The organism is Myxococcus sp. NMCA1 (genome assembly GCF_026810205.1).
In the GTDB taxonomy this organism is placed as follows: domain Bacteria; phylum Myxococcota; class Myxococcia; order Myxococcales; family Myxococcaceae; genus Myxococcus; species Myxococcus xanthus_A.
Map to the genome: position 1 here is coordinate 778,560 of NZ_CP113950.1, position 16,440 is coordinate 794,999.

17 protein-coding genes are annotated in these 16,440 nt (G+C 68.6%); 4 read left to right on the forward strand and 13 right to left on the reverse strand.

Annotated elements, in window-relative coordinates:
• Window positions 1-37 precede the first annotated feature (37 nt).
• The 5 genes from OZ403_RS03455 to OZ403_RS03475 form a co-directional block, all read right to left on the reverse strand.
• Entirely contained in the window at window positions 38-418 is a 381-nt protein-coding gene (locus OZ403_RS03455) for a hypothetical protein (RefSeq protein ID WP_140797155.1), read from the reverse strand.
• Between the two features lie 144 nt (window positions 419-562).
• On the reverse strand, window positions 563-1,534 hold the full coding sequence (locus OZ403_RS03460) for an aldo/keto reductase (protein WP_140797156.1): 972 nt from the start codon (window positions 1,532-1,534) through the stop codon (window positions 563-565).
• Between the two features lie 240 nt (window positions 1,535-1,774).
• Window positions 1,775-2,584, reverse strand: coding sequence for a M57 family metalloprotease (locus OZ403_RS03465; RefSeq protein ID WP_237078013.1), 810 nt, complete (start codon window positions 2,582-2,584; stop codon window positions 1,775-1,777).
• A 155-nt stretch (window positions 2,585-2,739) separates the two neighbouring features.
• Window positions 2,740-6,303 carry a M1 family aminopeptidase gene (locus OZ403_RS03470; RefSeq protein ID WP_268783461.1) on the reverse strand — a complete coding sequence of 1,188 codons (3,564 nt, stop codon included), beginning with the start codon at window positions 6,301-6,303 and terminating at the stop codon, window positions 2,740-2,742.
• Window positions 6,293-7,165 (reverse strand): ABC transporter ATP-binding protein, encoded by an 873-nt coding sequence (locus OZ403_RS03475; protein WP_140873165.1) that lies wholly within the window; start codon window positions 7,163-7,165, stop codon window positions 6,293-6,295. The genes OZ403_RS03470 and OZ403_RS03475 overlap by 11 nt, the downstream gene beginning before the upstream one ends.
• A gap of 237 nt (window positions 7,166-7,402) precedes the next feature.
• Between OZ403_RS03475 and OZ403_RS03480 the strand changes: the two genes are divergently transcribed.
• Both OZ403_RS03480 and OZ403_RS03485 read left to right on the forward strand, forming a co-directional pair.
• Window positions 7,403-7,765 carry a YciI family protein gene (locus tag OZ403_RS03480; protein ID WP_174259184.1) on the forward strand — a complete coding sequence of 121 codons (363 nt, stop codon included), beginning with the start codon at window positions 7,403-7,405 and terminating at the stop codon, window positions 7,763-7,765.
• 18 nt (window positions 7,766-7,783) lie between these two features.
• Window positions 7,784-9,019 carry an RNA polymerase sigma factor gene (locus tag OZ403_RS03485; protein ID WP_268783462.1) on the forward strand — a complete coding sequence of 412 codons (1,236 nt, stop codon included), beginning with the start codon at window positions 7,784-7,786 and terminating at the stop codon, window positions 9,017-9,019.
• A gap of 80 nt (window positions 9,020-9,099) precedes the next feature.
• On the opposite strand, the gene OZ403_RS03490 is transcribed toward OZ403_RS03485, so the two are convergent.
• Window positions 9,100-9,351, reverse strand: a complete 252-nt coding sequence (locus OZ403_RS03490; RefSeq protein ID WP_268783463.1) for an SDR family NAD(P)-dependent oxidoreductase — start codon at window positions 9,349-9,351, stop codon at window positions 9,100-9,102.
• Window positions 9,352-9,441: 90 nt separating this feature from the next.
• Between OZ403_RS03490 and OZ403_RS03495 the strand changes: the two genes are divergently transcribed.
• On the forward strand, window positions 9,442-9,702 hold the full coding sequence (locus OZ403_RS03495) for a LysR substrate-binding domain-containing protein (protein WP_174259148.1): 261 nt from the start codon (window positions 9,442-9,444) through the stop codon (window positions 9,700-9,702).
• A 21-nt stretch (window positions 9,703-9,723) separates the two neighbouring features.
• Here the strand turns inward: OZ403_RS03495 and OZ403_RS03500 are convergent, their stop codons facing one another.
• On the reverse strand, window positions 9,724-10,431 hold the full coding sequence (locus OZ403_RS03500; protein WP_268783464.1) for a glutathione S-transferase family protein: 708 nt from the start codon (window positions 10,429-10,431) through the stop codon (window positions 9,724-9,726).
• Window positions 10,432-10,561: 130 nt separating this feature from the next.
• Here OZ403_RS03500 and OZ403_RS03505 point away from each other — a divergent pair, with 130 nt between their 5' ends.
• Entirely contained in the window at window positions 10,562-11,449 is an 888-nt protein-coding gene (locus tag OZ403_RS03505; RefSeq protein WP_268783465.1) for a LysR substrate-binding domain-containing protein, read from the forward strand.
• 27 nt (window positions 11,450-11,476) lie between these two features.
• On the opposite strand, the gene OZ403_RS03510 is transcribed toward OZ403_RS03505, so the two are convergent.
• The 6 genes from OZ403_RS03510 to OZ403_RS03530 form a co-directional block, all read right to left on the reverse strand.
• Entirely contained in the window at window positions 11,477-12,073 is a 597-nt protein-coding gene (locus tag OZ403_RS03510) for a class I SAM-dependent methyltransferase (protein ID WP_140797162.1), read from the reverse strand.
• Complete coding sequence (locus OZ403_RS03515; protein WP_268783466.1) at window positions 12,057-13,409, reverse strand: cytochrome P450; 1,353 nt, start codon at window positions 13,407-13,409, stop codon at window positions 12,057-12,059. The genes OZ403_RS03510 and OZ403_RS03515 overlap by 17 nt, the downstream gene beginning before the upstream one ends.
• 118 nt (window positions 13,410-13,527) lie before the next feature.
• The gene (locus OZ403_RS39615) at window positions 13,528-13,611 is read right to left on the reverse strand and encodes a cittilin family RiPP precursor (RefSeq protein WP_225888965.1); all 84 of its coding nucleotides are present in this window, start codon (window positions 13,609-13,611) and stop codon (window positions 13,528-13,530) included.
• A gap of 146 nt (window positions 13,612-13,757) precedes the next feature.
• The gene (locus OZ403_RS03520; protein WP_140787219.1) at window positions 13,758-14,516 is read right to left on the reverse strand and encodes an iron ABC transporter ATP-binding protein; all 759 of its coding nucleotides are present in this window, start codon (window positions 14,514-14,516) and stop codon (window positions 13,758-13,760) included.
• Window positions 14,513-15,481: an iron chelate uptake ABC transporter family permease subunit gene (locus tag OZ403_RS03525; protein ID WP_140787221.1), complete on the reverse strand. Its 969-nt coding sequence runs from the start codon at window positions 15,479-15,481 to the stop codon at window positions 14,513-14,515. The genes OZ403_RS03520 and OZ403_RS03525 overlap by 4 nt, the downstream gene beginning before the upstream one ends.
• Window positions 15,471-16,433: an ABC transporter permease gene (locus tag OZ403_RS03530; RefSeq protein WP_140787223.1), complete on the reverse strand. Its 963-nt coding sequence runs from the start codon at window positions 16,431-16,433 to the stop codon at window positions 15,471-15,473. The genes OZ403_RS03525 and OZ403_RS03530 overlap by 11 nt, the downstream gene beginning before the upstream one ends.
• Window positions 16,434-16,440: the final 7 nt, after the last annotated feature.

Below are 16,440 nucleotides of genomic sequence, written 5' to 3' on the forward strand. Positions count from 1 at the left end.
GGTGCGGCCCTTGGAGGACCGCCCCGGAGGCCAGTGCTTACATCGGGTCTTGGGGGTCGAAGCGGCAGTCCGGGTCGGTGCTGGCGCACAGCTGATTGCAGCAGCCATCCGCCCGGCAGCTGCAGGTGGGCTCCAAGATGATGGGCCTGCAGGTCTGGGAGTTGCCGTTGCAAGTCACGGTGCCGCCGTTGGCGCTGCTGGCCGAACAGGCGAAGCCCGTGCCATTGCACTCCTTGATACTCCCACCCTGGCACTCGATCCGCACGAAACAGTCACCGGTCAGCGCGGCCTCCTGCGTGCGGAAGTGGTCCTCGGCGGTGACGTCGTTACCTCCCTGGGTCTGCTCCTCGGTGGGTACGGGCCCGCAGGAGGTCAGCATCACCAGCGCCATGACGAAGATTCCAGCCATCGACTTCATGAGAACCTCTCTTCTGTTGGGGGACACCGCGACAGGAAATATGAAAGGAATTTCCTGTCGTCAATAGTGACGCTCCGTGATGGCTGGGTGTCTTTTTCGACCGTTTGAGAGGGATTTGTAACCCTTTATGTCTCGCCCGGTGCGTCACCAGGCATAGTCCTCCGGGGCGGGTTTGTGGCCCGGGAAGATGTCATCCAAGCGTGACAGTGTTTTGGCATCAAGAGTGACATCGGCCGCGCGGATGGCGGCGTCGAGCTGGGCGGACGTTCGCGGTCCGATGATGGGCGCGGTGACGGCGGGCTGGTGCAGCAGCCACGCCAGCGCGACGTCTCCGGGCTCATGTCCGAGCTCGTCGGCGAGCGCCTCGTAGCGCTCGATGCGCTCACGGTGCTTCTGGAGGGCTTCCTTGGCGCGTCCTTCCAGACGGCGCTTGCCCTCGCGCTCCTTGCGGAGCACGCCGCCCAGCAGTCCGCCCTGGAGGGGAGACCAGGGAAGGATGCCTACGCCATGGAACTGCGCGGAGGGCAGCACCTCCAGCTCCACGGTGCGGGCCATCAGGTTGTAGAGCGACTGTTCGCTGACCAGTCCGGTGAAGTTGCGCCGTGCCGCCACGGCCTGGGCCTGGGCGATGTGCCAGCCCGCGAAGTTGCTGCTGCCGACGTAGAGCACCTTTCCCTGCGCCACGGCCACCTCCATGGCCTGCCAGATCTCCTCCCAGGGCGTGGCGCGGTCGATGTGGTGGAACTGATAGAGGTCGACGTAGTCCGTGCGCAGCCGCTTCAAGCTGGCATCCAGCGCGCGGCGGATGTTGAGCGCGGACAGCTTGCCCTCGTTGGGCCAGTCACCCATGGGCGCATAGAGCTTGGTCGCGAGCACGGTGCGCTCGCGCCGCCGGCCGCCCTTGGCGAACCAGTTGCCGATGACCTCCTCGGTGCGGCCCTTGTTCTCTCCGAAGCCGTAGACGTTGGCGGTGTCGAAGAAGTTGATGCCGCGGTCGAGCGCGGAATCCATGATGGCGTGGGACTCGGGCTCCTCGGCCGTCCAACCGAAGTTCATGGTGCCCAGGCACAGCCGGCTGACGGAGAGCCCCGAGCGGCCCAATTGCGTGTACTTCATGGCGACTCCTCGATGGCCGGAGGCAGGCTCCCTCCGCCGAGGACGGCCCGGCCGTTCACCGCCCGCGGGTGCCGTGCATTCAGGGCATCCGCGGCGCATGGGGGCCAGGGGTTTGCGGTGACGCCCACGCCAGGTGTCGGGCAGCCAACCCGGACGCGCGTCGAGGCGGCGTTGGTGAAACGAAAAAGGGCCACCACCATGAAGGCGGTGGCCCTTGGGGCCGGCGGACGAGCGTAGGGCTTACGGGTACAGCGCGCGGGCGCCGCTGCGGTCGTAGCTGGTCAGCACCAGGTCACCCGTCTGGGTGCCGCTGCACTGCGGGTAGTGCATGACGGAGCTGGCGTCATACGGCGTCAGCGCGCGCCAGGCGTTGTCCTCGTAGCAGCCGGTGGTGGTGAGGCGGGTGTGCTCGTGGCGGAAGCCCAGCACGTGACCCAGCTCGTGGCGAATCACGCCCTCCAACGTCCAGGGGGAGATGTTCTGGAAGGACGTGGTCGAGATGAGGACGTTGGCGCTGCGGCGGGCGCTGTTGGGGAAGAAGGCGCGCGCCAGGTACTGGGACGTGTTGGTCTGGTTCACGTCGAACACGACGTTGTTGTTGCGGTTGGTGCACTTCGAGTCTTCAGCGCTGACGTGGACGAACTTGACGTTGGCAGCCGCCTCCCACTCCGCCGCGGCGCTCTTCATCGCGTTGACCACGCGCGTGTAGTTGCTCCCGAACTTGGTGCTTACGCAGTACGTGAGGTTGAGCGCCTGGCTGGCGCTCCATTTGATGTCGCGTCCACCGCTGTAATACACGGCCAGCGCGCCCTGCTGGGTGCCAATGCCGCTGACGGCCTGCTCGTAGAACTCGCGCAGCTCCGACTCCGTCGGCAGGAAGATGTCACCGTCGACGACGAAGCCACCCGACTCCGGCTCCTGGTACGCGCTGGCGCGGAACTCCTCGAACGAGACCTGCTGCGTATCCTGCGTCTCGGACTCAGGAGCGCCGCACGCGGAGCCAAGGAGGGAGATGCCTGCCAGAAGCGCAACGGAGTGAAACTTAGCCATGGTGGACCCTCGGAGCGGATTCTCGGAATTGAAACAAAAAGCGAGAAGAAGACCCCGGCTCCGAAAAAACGGACACACAGGTCCACGCGAATTCTGAACCGGGTTTCGAGTCCCACCGGAGGGGAGAGAGTCTGCTCTGACTCAGGGATATGTAATTAGGGTTGTTCCAACTTCCAGACGGTGCCGGTCCGCTCCAGCGAGACGCGGCGGAGGAAGGGGTCGACACCGATGGAGACGGGGCGTTGGTCCACGGTGAGGGAGACCTCGGTGATACCGCCTGTGAAACGGTGTTTCGCTGCGTACAGCGTTGCATCCTGGGACAACACCGCCACGTCGAGGGACTCGTTCATGGGCAGGGGGACGTCCTGTCCGTTCTGGCGTGCGTGCTTCGACGCCGATATCCGCGCGGTGACGCGGTAGCGGCCATCCGCCAGGGGCTCGACGGCGGCGGACTCCACCTTCAGCTCGTACAGCACGACCTGCGTCAGCCACTGGTCCACGAGCGGCCGCGCCTCCTCGGTGGCCTCTTCATGCAACAGGGCGAGCAGGTCGCTCGCGGTGGGCTGAGGCTTCGGGTGGGCATGCTGCTGGACGAGCTTGCGCAGGGCCCGGTCGAGCGCGGCCTCACCGAGGAGGTCCGCCAGGGCGTGCATCACCACCGCGCCCTTGCCGTAATAGAGGTAGGGCTCGTCCTTCGTCTGGAGGAGTGGAGGTTCCTCGCCGTGCTCCTCCGCGCGGCCTCGCAGGTAACGGTCCAGGTCGAAGGCCAGCACCTGACGCACCTGGGCCTCGCCGTGGAGGGCCTTCAGCACTCGCTGCTCGGCGTACTTCGCCAAGGACTCGGTGATGAGCAGTCCGCCGGGACCGCTCACCGGGTCGACCTGATGGCCCCACCATTGGTGCGCCACCTCGTGCGCGATGCGCCGGGTGATGAGGTCCACGGTGTCCTGCTCACCCGAAGCGGTGAGGAAGCCTCGGTGCTCGGGGTAGTAGATGGTGTTCGACAGCGCGAGCGCACCGAAGCCCCAGGTGGAAGGCACCTCCACGATGCGAAGCTGTCGGTGGGGGTAGCGGCCGAGTTGCTCCTCGAGCACCTCCAGCGAGCGTGTCGCCGCGCGCAGCATCCGCTCCACGTTGTGGGCATGCCCGGGGTGGTAATACACCTCCACGTCCACGCCCCGGTGTTTCTCCTTCTTCACCGCGTAGCGCGCGGAGACGAGGGCGAACCAGTTGAGCATGGGGCGCTCCATGACGTAGCGGAAGACGCGTCGGTCCTCCTCATTCCACGTCTGCCTCAGCTCGCCTGGGGCCACCGCGAGCTGGGTGTCCGGGGTCGACACCGTCAGGTCCAGCGTGGTCCAGGCGCGCTGCCCGCCGCCACCCTCCGCGAGCCCCAGGTCGCCCGCGGCCTCCGCCTCCACCCGAGGCGTCTCCGGCAGTCCTCGCTGGCGCCGCTCCCGGGCGTCGTCGAGCTCGTAGCCCTTCCGGTATCCGATGGCGGGAAATGCCTCCTGGTTGGAGATGAACGAGCCGTTCCCGGCGATGGAGGTGTCGCGCGCGCCTTCGCGAATGCCTCGCCGCTCCGTCTCGATTGAGAACGCGAGCCCGGTCTTCGCGCCGGGGGGCAGCGGCGTGTCCAGCTCGAAGGCGGACATGCCGAAGCGGCTGTCGTGGTGGACCTGTCGGGCCCCTTGCAACGAGAGCGTGGCGTGGCGCACGTCGCGGCGCACGGAGAGCCACACGCGTTGGATGGGCGCTTGCGTCCGGTTCTCCAGCACATAGCGGCCGGTCGCGTGATAGCGCGCTTCTTCTGGGTACAGGTCGACGCGGGCCTTCACGGCGACGATGCTGGGCTGGGGGAAGGATTCGTAGCGCTGGTAGGCCTTCTCGTAGTCGGCCTTCCAATCGGCGAGCTGGGCGCGCGTCTCGTAGCGGTTGAGCACGTTCGTGCCGTGGAAGATGAAGCCTCCCGCCAGCACGAAGAGGGCCAGGCACGCCGTTACCGCCGTCTGGCCTCTTCGTCCCCACACCTGGGGAAGGGCCGCGAGGCGTGCACGCAGCGGAGGGCTGACGCCGCGCCGCCACAGGCCACAAGTGAGCAGCCCCAGCACACCCGCCAGGGCGCTCCAGTACACCATGTATGCGTTGAAGCCGTGGACGCTGGCTCCAAAGCCATTCATGTCGGAGTAGCGCAGCGGCGGCCCGCTCGCGTAGCGCAGCAGGCCGTGCTCCAGTCCCACGAGGCCGCCCTGCCGCATGGCCAGCGCCAGGAGCAAGCCCAGGAACATCCCCACATAACGGTGGGGACTCAGCGTCTGGAGCCACAGCACCGCCACCGCGAACAGCAGCAGCGGCAGTCCGGAGAAGTACAGCAGCGACAGGTACAGCGCTGGCTCCAGGGGGCGGTGGCCTCGCGAGAGCTGGTACAGCACGGCGATGCCCACCGCGGAGGCCGTCAACACGAGGACCTGCAGGGCCAGCACCGCCAGCTTCGACAGATAGAACACGGCGCTGGAGGCGGGCGTCGCGTCGAGGAGTTCGCTCAGACGGACCCCGCGCTCCCGCCAGACGAGCTCGGCGCCGAAGTAGACCACGCACAGCGAGCCAAAGAGGAACAGCGGCGGCTGGATGGCTTGTAGAAGCAGCCCCGTGGTGGGCAGCAGCCGCGTGCCGTATTCCGCCTGCGTGGCGCTGGCGGCGACCTCCATGCCGAGCACGAAGACCCAGAGCGCCATCAACGCCAGGAAGGCCCGGCTCTTGAGGATGGCGTGGGTCTCCATCTTCCACGTGGATACCAGGGCGGCGCGGAACCGGGCGCCCTCGTCGCGTTCCGGCTCCACGGGGCGGTAGGGGACGCTGCCGGGGGCCGCCGTCTCGGACGCGATGCTCCGGGGCGTCGCGCCGGACGCCGCGCGGAAGGAGAAGCGCTGGTAGACGAAGGCCAGCACCCCGGCGGAGACGCCCAGCCATAGGAGCCGGTTGTGCAGGAAGGCACCTTCCAGATGGAGCAGGCGGGTGTTGCGCTCGTGTTCGGTCCAGTAGCGCGTCTGGGCGAAGAAGGCGGACAGGCCGAACGGGTCCAGCAGGGCGGCGCGCGCCAGGGCCTCCGGTGTCTGCGGCGCGGTGCCCGCCATCAAGGGGGAGTCCCCCAGCAGCGCCCCCACGAAGTAGAGCGCGTAGAGGAAGACGGCGCCGACATAGGTGGCCAGCGCGCTGCGCGTCAGCGTGGCGACGGCGAACAGCAGCGACGCGGCGAAGAGCAGGTTGGGCAACACCATGACGGCGAGCGCCCAGGCATAGCGGAGGACCTCCCAGCTCCCGCGCCGCTCGGGGGCCACGTCGAGGACCCATGGCGCCAGCATCATCCCCAGCGCGGTGACGCTGAACACGGCGAGCGCCGCCAGCAGCGCGCCCGCGAGCCGGACCGACAGGTACGTGAGCTTGGAGACGGGCGTCGCGTAGACAAGCGCCTCCATCCGGTGCTCGCTGTCCCGCAGGGCGGCGTTCGCGCAGAAGGCGCTGAGCACGAAGATGGAGAACAGTGACAGGAACCCCAGCGACTGCATGACGGACGCCGGGGAGTTGACGTGGGCGTTGTCCGGGCCATAGCCCGTGCCGACGAACACGAACGCCATTCCCAGGAAGGCGGCGACGGCCACGAGGAAGGCGGCCTGGCGCGTCTGGAAGCGCCACTCGAAGCGAATCAGCTCACCGGCCATGTCCGACCAGGGCGGCGAAGTAGACGTCTTCCAGGTCCGGTGGGACGCGCTCGAAGCCCGGCGCGGGCGCTTCGTCCGTCAGCACGCGGAGCACCGTCCTGCCTCCCGACAGCTGCGTGGAGAGCACCGTCTGGGAAGCGCGGAGGGCGGGGACCTCGAGTTTCTCCACCGTCTTGCGCCACACTCGGCCCGTCAGCTCGGTGACGAGTTGCTCGGGGATGCCTTCGCGCAGCACCCGGCCTCCGGACAGGATGGCCATGCGGGGACAGAGCTGGCGGACGTCCTCGACGATGTGGGTGGACAACAGCACCACGATGTCCTCCGCCACCTCGCTGAGGAGGTTGTGGAAGCGGTTGCGCTCCTCAGGGTCCAGTCCCGCGGTGGGCTCGTCGACGATGAGCATCCGAGGCTGGCCCAGCAGGGCCTGCGCGATGCCGAAGCGCTGCCGCATGCCTCCAGAGAAGCCGCTGACGGCCTTCTTCCGGTGCGCGTGGAGGTTGGTTTGATGAAGCAGCGCGTCCACCTGCTCGCGGCGCTGGCGCGCGTTCGTCAAACCCTTGAGCACGCCCAGGTGGTCCAGCAGCTCCACGGCGGACACGCCCGGGTACACACCAAAGTCCTGGGGCAGGTAGCCCAGGTGCCGCCGGTGCGCTTGTGGGGCCGCGAGCACGTCGACGCCGTCGAAGAGGAGCTGCCCCTCGTCAGGCAGCTGGAGCGTAGCCAGGATGCGCATGAGCGTGGACTTCCCCGCGCCATTGGGGCCCAGCAGCCCGAAGAGCCCCTTCTCGATGGTGAGGTCGATGCCCTGGAGTGCTCTGACGCCGTTGGGGTAGGTCTTCGAGATGGCGGAGAGGCGGAGCATGGGGGACCGGAGCGGGATGGGGTCCAACGGCTACGGTCCGCCCGAAGCGCGATTGCGCTCGTCCGGTGCCGTAAGGGGAATACGGGTTGTGAATGACTTGGCCCGCATCGACGGCGGGTACCGGGGGCTGGTAATCGAAAAGAAATCCCCCGTGAAAAGGCGGTCGATTCACGGGGGTTCCGTTCGACCACGGAAGCAGGGAGGCTCTTCTCCCGCTCACCCGTGAGGCACGGACCCATGAAGTACCTGCTGATGATCTACGAGAACGAGAAGGCCGCCGAGACGCTGTCGGAGGCGGACGTCCAGCGCGTGATGGGGGAGTACGGCACCTTCGAGGCGGCCATCAAGCAGAGCGGGCACTTCATCTCGGGCGAGGAACTGGAGCCCACGGCTGCGGCCACCACGGTACGCATCCGCGACGGCAAGCGTCTGACGACCGACGGCCCGTTCGCGGAGACGCGGGAGCAGTTGGGCGGCTTCTTTCTCGTGGAGGCCAGGGACCTCGACGAGGCCATTGGCATCGCGTCCCGCATTCCCAGCGCGCGCAGCGGCTCCGTCGAGGTGCGGCCGGTGCGGGAATTCACCATGCCCCAGGACTGACGCAGGGGCCCGCGCGGCATGATGGACACCACCTCCATTCTCGAACGGGCGCACCGTGAGGATTACGGGCGCATCGTGGCCACGCTCATCCGCGTGCTGGACGGCGACTTCGGCGCGGCGGAGGAGGTGGTGCAGGACGCCTTCGCCGCTGCCTTGAAGCAGTGGCCGCGCGAGGGCGTGCCGCGCGAGCCGGCCGGTTGGCTGATGCGTGTCGCGCGCAACAAGGCGGTGGACCGCATGCGGCGGTCCGCTCGCCTGGAGGCGCGCGTGGGCGAGTTGGAGGCGGTGGCGCCATCCGTGGACGCCGCCGAGTGGCAGACGTTGCCGGACGACTCGCTGCGGCTGCTCTTCACCTGCTGTCACCCCGCCTTGTCACCCGAGGCCCAGGTGGCGCTCGCGCTTCGTTGCCTGTGTGGGTTGACGACGGAGCAGATCGCCCGCGCCTTCCTCGTGTCGCCCGCCACGCTGGCCCAGCGGCTGGTGCGCGCGCAGCGGAAGATACGCACCGCGCGCATCCCCTACGTCATCCCGGAGCCCGAGGCGCTGGCGGAGCGTACCGAGGGCGTGCTGCACACGCTCTACCTCGTCTTCTCGGAGGGCTACGCGGCCACGGACGGGCCGGCGTTGCTGCGAGTGGACCTTTGCGAAGAGGCCCTGCGCCTGGCCCGGCTGGCGCGCTCGCTGCTCCCAGGCGACGCGGAGGTGGCGTCGCTGCGGGCGCTGATGCTGCTCCACCACTCTCGCCGCCGGGCGCGCGTGGCGGCGGATGGCGGGCTGGTGCTGCTGGACCGGCAGGACCGCTCGCTCTGGGATGGCGCGCAGCGGGACGAAGGGCTGGCGGAGCTGGACGCCGCGCTCGCCATGGGCGCCCGGGGGGCGTACACGGTGCAGGCGGCCATCGCGGCGCTGCATGCCCAGGCTCCGCGCGCCGAGGACACCGACTGGGCGCAGATTGCCGCGTTGTATGCGCGGCTGGTGGTGCTGACGCCGGGGCCCGTGGTGGCGCTCAACCATGCCGCCGCCGTGGCGATGGCCCGTGGCCCCGAGCACGGATTGTCCCTGGTGGATGACCTGGAGGCCTCCGGACGGCTGGCGGACTATCACCTGCTGCCGGCCGCGCGCGCGGACCTGCTCCGGCGTCTGGGGCGCAAGGACGAGGCCGTGAGTGCCTACCGGCGGGCACTGGCGATGGTCCGCACCGCGCCCGAGCGGCGTTTCCTGGAAGCGCGGCTTCGCGAGCTGCTGGTGGAGTGAAGGGGCCCTCCGTGGCGGAGGTCCTGGAGCGGCACCTCGGCCAGCCCTGAGCTGACGTGAGGCCGGCGGGCGCTCTGGATTCAGGGCGCCCGCGCTGGCTTCGCGGTGGTGTCTACAGCGCCAGGGTCATTCCTCCGTTGGCCCGTCACATAGGGGTGGTCATGCCGGGACATGGGGGTGTCCACCGAGCCGGGGCAGAGCGCGTTCACCCGGATGTCCAGGGTGCCGTACTCCAGTGCCGTGGCTTGGACCAGCCCCACCAGCGCGCGCTTGCTCGCGCTGTAGGCCGAGGTGCCCTTCCGTGTGGCGATGGACTGGACCGACGACGTCACGACAATCGAGCCACCCCCGCCGCGGAGCATGGTTCCGGTGACGGCTCGCTGTACCGCTGGCAGTTCCTGAAGAAGGGGCAGCCGCTGGAGATGGCTGTCCAGGGCAGCGTCATCGTCAATGACCCCGTGCTCAACCTGAGCGCCGCCGTGAAGGGCCTGGGGTTGGCCTGCGCGGCGGAGCCGCTCGCCGCGGAGCACGTGCGCCAGGGGCGGCTCGAGCGGGTCCTGGCGTCATCCTGCCCGGGCACGCCTGGCTTCTTCCTCTACTTCCCCAGCCGCCACCAGGCGCTGCCAAAGCTCCGCGTGTTCATCGACTCCGTGCGCAAGCACCTGAGGGTGTCACAGCCCTGAGGCGGCGGCCGCCGTCGCGGCTCAGGCGGGCAGTCGTCGCAGGGCCTCCGCGAGGCGGATGTGTCCCTGGAAGGCGCCGTTGCCCCGGGGCGTCTCGCCCTTTTCAATGGCGTGGGCGAAGCGCACGCCTTCGTCGGCCTCCAGCCGCTCGAAGAGGCCCTGGAGCTTCGGGTAGTCCCGGCGGTCCAGCACCTCGTGGTACCGGGTCCACCGGGCGATGCCGATGAAGTAGGCGTCCGCCAGGGTGCGCTGGTCGCCCAGCAGCCACGGCTGGTGACTCAGCATCGCCTCGAGCTTCGCGTGCGCGGTGACCACGCTGCGGGCTCCGTAGGTGCGCAGGGCCTGCTTGTCGAACTCCGGCAGCTCGGCGTGCTCCAGCGCGTACCAGAGCGGCGAGAAGGCGCCGAAGAAGGTGGTGTTCAGGTACGCGAGCATCTGGTTCAGGCGGTCGAAGCCCTCGGTGCCTTGAGCGAATGACAGCCCCGTGTCGACGCCGCGCGCGCCCAGGTGGTTGAGGATGGCCATGCTCTCGCTGATGCGCGCGCCTGTCTCCGTCATCAGGGTGGGCGTCTCCGCGACGGGGTTGATGCGGCGGTAGTCCGCGGTGGTGACGTCCTCCGGCATGGCGATGCGGCACAGCTGGTAGGGCCGGCCCAGCCATTCCAGTGCGACGATGGAGCCGAATGAGCAGCCAGAGGGGATGCCGTAGAAGAGGGTGGGCAGTTCCATGGTGAATCTCCTGTCCGAAGCAGAAGGCGCGATGCCTTCGATAGGGACAAGATGGCCGTGGAAACGTGCGCCGTGTAGACAGCGGAACGCGAACGCAAGGTCCACATCCGTGGACGATGAGGCGCGGCCCTTGAATCTCAACGACCTCCATATCTTCGTCCAGGCGGTGGAGAGCGGTGGCTTCGCCGCGGCGGCTCGGCGGTTGGGCATTCCCAAGTCCACGGTGAGCAAGCGCGTGGCCGAGCTGGAGGACGGGCTGGGCGTCCGGTTGATTCAGCGCACGTCGCGGAGCTTCACGTTGACGGACGTGGGGCGGGACTTCCTCGACCATGCCCGCGCTGTCGTGATTGAGGCGGAGGCCGCGGAGAGTGTGGTGCGCCGCCGGCAAGTGGAGCCCAGTGGCGTGGTGAAGATCACCACGGCGGTGCCAACGGCGCAGTTCCGGCTCGCGGACCGGCTGCCGCTGCTGGCGCTGGCCCACCCCAAGGTACGTGTCGAGCTTCACGCGACCGACCGCTTCGTGGACCTGGTGCAGGAGGGGTTCGACATCGCGGTGCGCAGCCACTTCGCGCCGCTGCCCGCTTCGGGTTTGGTTCAGCGTCGGCTGTCGGTGGAGCCCATCATCCTGGTGGCTTCGCCCGGCTATCTGTCCGGACGTGGCAAGCCTCGCCGGCCGGAGGACCTGGGCGAACACGACGGTCTCCTGACCAGCTCCATGGCCACCCAGTGGCGGCTGCGCGGACGCGCCGGTGAGGCCGTCACGGTGGTGCCTCGTGTGCGCATGAGCGCCGACGAATCGCTGGTGCTGCTGAAGGCGGCCATTGCTGGGCTGGGCATCGTCTGCCTGCCGGAGTCATTCACTCGCGCGGATGTGGAGGCGGAACGGCTGGTGCGCGTGCTGCCGACGTGGACCGCTGGCACGGTGACGACGACGCTGCTGACGCCACACCGCAGAGGCCAGTTGCCCGCCGTGCGCGCCGTCATCGACTTCCTGATGGAGGGCGCCGACGCTGCGTGAGCTTCGTCACCGCGCGTGACGGTGCGGCTACGTCGCCACCCGCTCGATGGTGGCGAGCCAGGCCAGCGCGCCCTCTGGGTCGGTCTGCTCGTAGTGCGCCTCCCGGATGGACTTCACGCGCCATCCTTCCCCGAAGGTCGCGCTCAGGGCCTCCGGGGGAATGGCACGCGGTCCGTCGCGGAAGTACAGCGCATGGTAGTGCCCGCCGGGCCGTAGCACGCTCGCGAGGCTGGCGGCGAACGCGGGCCGGTCTCCAGGCTCGAAGACGTGGAGCAGGGCCGAATCGAGGAGGGTGTCGAAGCGCCGGCCCAGCGTGGCCAGCTCCAGGGCGTTGCCCACGCGCAGGTCCACGTCGAGCCCGCGCAGGTATGCCGTGTCTCGCGCCCGCTGGATGGCCGGCTCCATCATGTCCACGCCGCACACCGGCAGGCCCTTGGCCGCCAGGAAGAGCGCGTTCTCCGCGAAGCCGCAGCCCACGTCGAGCACCTCGCCGGAAATCGCGCCGGCCTCCCACAGTTCGACGAAGGCCCGCTGGGGCCGTCCGATGTCCCAGGGCGCGCCCAGCAGATATGCCGAGCGGAAGAACTCGCGCCGGACCGCTGCTCCTTCAGGCACCCGCCGCATGCCGCACCTCGCCTTTCTGTGTGCTCTGAGAGCGATGCCGCGGAATCAGCCGGACCCCGAGCGGCTGGAGCGCGAGCGCCGGCCGGGGCCGCACCACGCAGCCCGGTGCCAGCTCCAGCCGGAACCGCCGGGCCACGCACGCGGTGATGAGCACCGTCTCCAGCATCGCCAGCGCCGAGCCGATGCAGAACCGGGGGCCGCCGCCGAACGGGAAGTAGACGTACCGGTGCATGCGCTGGGCGTCCTCGGACAGCCAGCGCTCCGGACGGAAGGACTCGGGGGCGTCGAAGTAGCGCGCGTCGCGGTGGGTGACCCACTGGCTCACCGCCAGCATCGTGCCCGCCGGGACGTGGAACCCACCGAGCTCACAGTCGCGCAGCGCCTCCCGGCTGGTAATCCACGCCGGTGAGTACAGGCGCATGGCCTCCTTCACCACCGCCTCCGTGTAGCGCAGGCGCGGAAGGTCCTCGGCGCCAGGAAGCCAGCCACCGAGCACCGTCTCCAGCTCCGCCACCAGCCGGGCCTCGGCCTCCGGGTGCTGGGCCAGCAGGTACCAGGCCCACACGAGCGCGTCCGCCGTCGTCTCGTGCCCGGACATGATCATCGTCGCCAGCTCATCGCGCAGTTGGGCCTCGGAGAGGGGCTCCGGGGCGGACAGCAGCAGGGCGAGCAGGTCCGTGCGCGACTCCGGTTGCTCCCGGTAGCGGCGCACGAGCGTCGCGAGCAGCGTGTTGAGTCGGCCCAGCGCCCGGCGCAGGCGCAGGTTGGTGGGAGTGGGCACCCAGATGGGCGGCCGCAGGGGACTGTCGGTGTGCCGCATGACGGCGTCCACGGCGGCGGCCACGTGGCGGGCCTCGTCGTCGATGGGCGTGTGGAAGAGGAAGCGGCTGACGATGTCGAGCGCCAGCGCGGACACGTCCGCGTGCACGTCCCGCGCGTCGCCGGGGCGCCACGTCTGGAGCATCGTTTCGGTGAGGGCCACCACGGTGTCACCACACGCGGCCACGTGCTTGCGATGGAACGCGGGCTGGACGAGGCGCCGCTTGCGCAGCCAGTCCTCGCCCTCGCTGTTCATCATCGCTTCGGGAAAGCCGCCTTTGTGACGCTTGCCTTGGCCCACGCCGGCGAGCTTCACGAAGTTGCCGTCGCCGTTGACCAGGACCCGTTCAATCAGGTCCGGGTGATTGAGGAGGAAGTTGCGCTTCCCCAGGCGCACCACGTCGCCGTACTCCCTGGCGCAGCGGGTGAGGAACCCCAGCGGGTCCTCGGAGAACTCCACCAGGTTGCCAGCAATGAAGTGGCCCTGGGGCCCCGGCGGAAGGCGCACCTGTGGCATGAAAGGGTCCTGGAGGGGGGAACTGCCGCTGGCGCAGGCGGAGCGAACCGTGCGCTCCACCCGCGTCGACCAGCTCTTGCGACCCAACCGTCAGGGCACAATGCCTGACGGCTTTTGACTAGTAATAGATATACGGGGCGGAGAGCTTGTCCGCGCGAGCAAACCGCATCAGCACAGCCAAAGAGTACAGGGCCTTCTTCATGGCGAACTCCTGGTTTGAGGTGGTGGCGTCTTGCTGTCTGCTGACGTCATGGCCAGCACGGTGAAATGTGGCACAGCCCGAGAAGGCAGTGCAAGTGTCTGTGATTAGTGGAAACCCCTTGCTTCCCAGGCTGGCGCGCCGCGCCGTCACCGGTAGTGGGTGGCAATCCAGTCGCCTTCAATCTGCTGCACGGAGATGTCCAGCTCGTAGATGGCGCGCAGGACGTCGGGGCGCATGATGTCCTCCGGGCGGCCCTGGAACGCGACCTTGCCGTCGCGCATGGCGACGATGTGGTCGGAGTAGCAGGATGCGAAGTTGATGTCGTGCAGCACCAGCACGAAGCTCTTGCCCAGCGTGTCCGCGGCGTGCCGGAGCCGCTTCATCATGGACACCGCGTGTTTCAGGTCCAGGCCGTTGAGCGGCTCGTCCAGCAGCACGTGGTCCGTGTCCTGGCAGAGCACCATGGCCACGAAGGCGCGCTGACGCTGGCCGCCGGACATCTCATCCAGGAAGCGGTCAGCGAGCGCGCTCAGCCCCATGTGTTCAATCGCCCGCTCCACGTGTTCGCGGTCCTGCACGGTGGGGCGGCCCTTGGAGTGCGGATAGCGGCCGAAGGTTACCAGCTCACGCACCGTCAGCCGGGCGGTGATGTGGTTGTCCTGCCGGAGGATGGCCAGCCGCTTCGCGAGCGTGTCCCCGGGCGTGGTGGAGACGTCCAGCCCGTCCACCAGCACGTTGCCCGACGACATGGGCATCACCCGGCTCATCATGGACAGCAGGGTCGACTTGCCCGCGCCGTTGGGGCCGATGATGGAGGTGATGCCGCCCACGGGCAGGCTCAGGGTGACGCCATCCACCACCAGCGTTTCACCGTAGCGCTTGCTGACGTTCTTCGCCTCGATCATCTCGTGGCCTTTCTCATGAGCATCGCGATGAACACCATCCCGCCGACGAACTCGATGATGACCCGGGGATTGGTGTCCAGGCGGAAGACGCGCTCCAGGATGAACTGCCCGGCGACCAGGGCGATGGCGGCGATGAGCGCGGCGGCGGGGAGGACGAACGCGTGCTTGTACGTCCGCATCACCGCGTAGGCGATGTTGGCCACCAGCAACCCCAGGAACGTCACCGGCCCCACCAGCGCGGTGGACACGGCGACCAGGATGGCCACCAGCGCCAGCACCCAGGACACCGTCCGCTGGTAGTCCACGCCCAGGTTGATGGCGGCCTCCCGGCCCAGCACCAGGACGTCACAGGCCCGCAGCAGCCGCAGGCCCAGCACGGAGACACCCAGCGTCAGCACCGCGGAGAGCAGCAGCAGTTCGTGCTCCGGGTCGTTGAAGCTGGCGAAGAAGCGGTCCTGCAGGAAGATGAACTCGTTGGGTTCGATGACACGCTGGACGAACGACGACAGGCTCCGGAACAGCACGCCCATCACCACGCCGGTGAGCAGCAGCAGGTGGACGTTGCCCCGCGCCATGCCGAAGAGCCAGCCGTGCAGCATGGCGGAGAAGGCCACCATGATGATGACCTCCGCGCCGAACAGGAGCCGGGGGTCCAGCCCCGCCACGGTGGTGGAGCCCAGGAAGAACACCAGGCACGTCTGGATGAGCACGTACAGGTAGTCGAACCCCATGATGGCGGGCGTCAGCACGCGGTTGCCCGTCACCGTCTGGAAGAGCACCGTGGAGACGGCGACGGCGTAGCCCACCAGCAACGCGGTGGCGACCTTCTTCCCGCGGAAGGGCAGCACGAAGTCCCACGGGCCGCTCACGTCGACGAGCATGAACAGGGCCATGAAGGCCGCGGCCACGCAGCCCAGCACGAGCAGGGACCGCAGGGGGCTGACGGACGGGGCGCTAGCCGACACGGGCGCCTCGCTTCAGCAGGAGGTACAGGAAGAGCACGCTGCCGATGACGCCGGCGATGGTGCCCCCGGGAATCTCATACGGGTGGCGCACCACGCGGCCCACGATGTCGCAGAGCAGCACGAAGGCGGCGCCGCTCACCGCGACCCAGGGAATGGACCTGCGCGCGTTGTCGCCCATGACCATGCTGACCAGGTTGGGGACAATCAGGCCCAGGAACGGAATCATGCCCACCGTGACGACCACCATCGCGGTGACCAGGGAGACGATGAGCAGCCCCAGCGCGACGATGCGCGGGTAGTTCAGCCCCAGGTTGGTGGTGAACGTCTCGCCCATGCCGGCCACGGTGAAGCGGTCCGCGGCGGTGTAGGCGGCGCAGGTGAGGCCCAGCGTCACCCATAGCAGCTCGTAGCGGCCGCGAAGCACGGTGGAGAAGTCACCCGTGGTCCACGCGTTGACCGTCTGCAGCAGGTCGTACCGGTAGGCGAAGAAGGTCGTCGCCGAATCGATGATGCCGCCCAGAATCAGGCCCACCACCGGGACGATGAGCGCCGAGCGCAGGGGGATGCGCCGCAGCACCAGCAGGAACAGCGCCGTCCCCGCCAGGGCGAAGACGGTGGCCACCATCATCTTCCCGAGCACCGGAAGGCCAGGCGCCAGCAGGGTGGCGGTCAGCAGGCCCAGGCTGGCGGACTCCGCGGTGCCCGCCGTCGTGGGCTCCACGAAGCGGTTGCGGGCAATCATCTGCATGATGAGGCCCGCGACGCCCAGGGACGTGCCCGCCAGCATGACGGCGAACATGCGCGGCAGCCGGCTGATGACCAGCACCTGGAGGGCGCGCTCATCCGGCTCGGGAGCGAAGAGGGCGCGCCAGGACACGTCACTGGCGCCAATCAGGAGGCTGACCACCGCCAACGTGACGAGGACGGCGGCCGCGGCGAATGCGCGCTTCACGGCGGGA

Coding starts and splice junctions, on each gene's coding strand:
- OZ403_RS03465 (WP_237078013.1), bottom strand. CDS start 2,584: ATGGCTAAGTTTCACTCCGTTGCGCTTCTGGCAGGCATCTCCCTCCTT.
- OZ403_RS39615 (WP_225888965.1), bottom strand. CDS start 13,611: ATGAAGAAGGCCCTGTACTCTTTGGCTGTGCTGATGCGGTTTGCTCGC.
- OZ403_RS03495 (WP_174259148.1), top strand. CDS start 9,442: ATGGCTGTCCAGGGCAGCGTCATCGTCAATGACCCCGTGCTCAACCTG.
- OZ403_RS03510 (WP_140797162.1), bottom strand. CDS start 12,073: ATGCGGCGGGTGCCTGAAGGAGCAGCGGTCCGGCGCGAGTTCTTCCGC.
- OZ403_RS03460 (WP_140797156.1), bottom strand. CDS start 1,534: ATGAAGTACACGCAATTGGGCCGCTCGGGGCTCTCCGTCAGCCGGCTG.
- OZ403_RS03470 (WP_268783461.1), bottom strand. CDS start 6,303: ATGGCCGGTGAGCTGATTCGCTTCGAGTGGCGCTTCCAGACGCGCCAG.
- OZ403_RS03480 (WP_174259184.1), top strand. CDS start 7,403: ATGAAGTACCTGCTGATGATCTACGAGAACGAGAAGGCCGCCGAGACG.
- OZ403_RS03500 (WP_268783464.1), bottom strand. CDS start 10,431: ATGGAACTGCCCACCCTCTTCTACGGCATCCCCTCTGGCTGCTCATTC.
- OZ403_RS03515 (WP_268783466.1), bottom strand. CDS start 13,409: ATGCCACAGGTGCGCCTTCCGCCGGGGCCCCAGGGCCACTTCATTGCT.
- OZ403_RS03475 (WP_140873165.1), bottom strand. CDS start 7,165: ATGCTCCGCCTCTCCGCCATCTCGAAGACCTACCCCAACGGCGTCAGA.
- OZ403_RS03520 (WP_140787219.1), bottom strand. CDS start 14,516: ATGATCGAGGCGAAGAACGTCAGCAAGCGCTACGGTGAAACGCTGGTG.
- OZ403_RS03485 (WP_268783462.1), top strand. CDS start 7,784: ATGATGGACACCACCTCCATTCTCGAACGGGCGCACCGTGAGGATTAC.
- OZ403_RS03455 (WP_140797155.1), bottom strand. CDS start 418: ATGAAGTCGATGGCTGGAATCTTCGTCATGGCGCTGGTGATGCTGACC.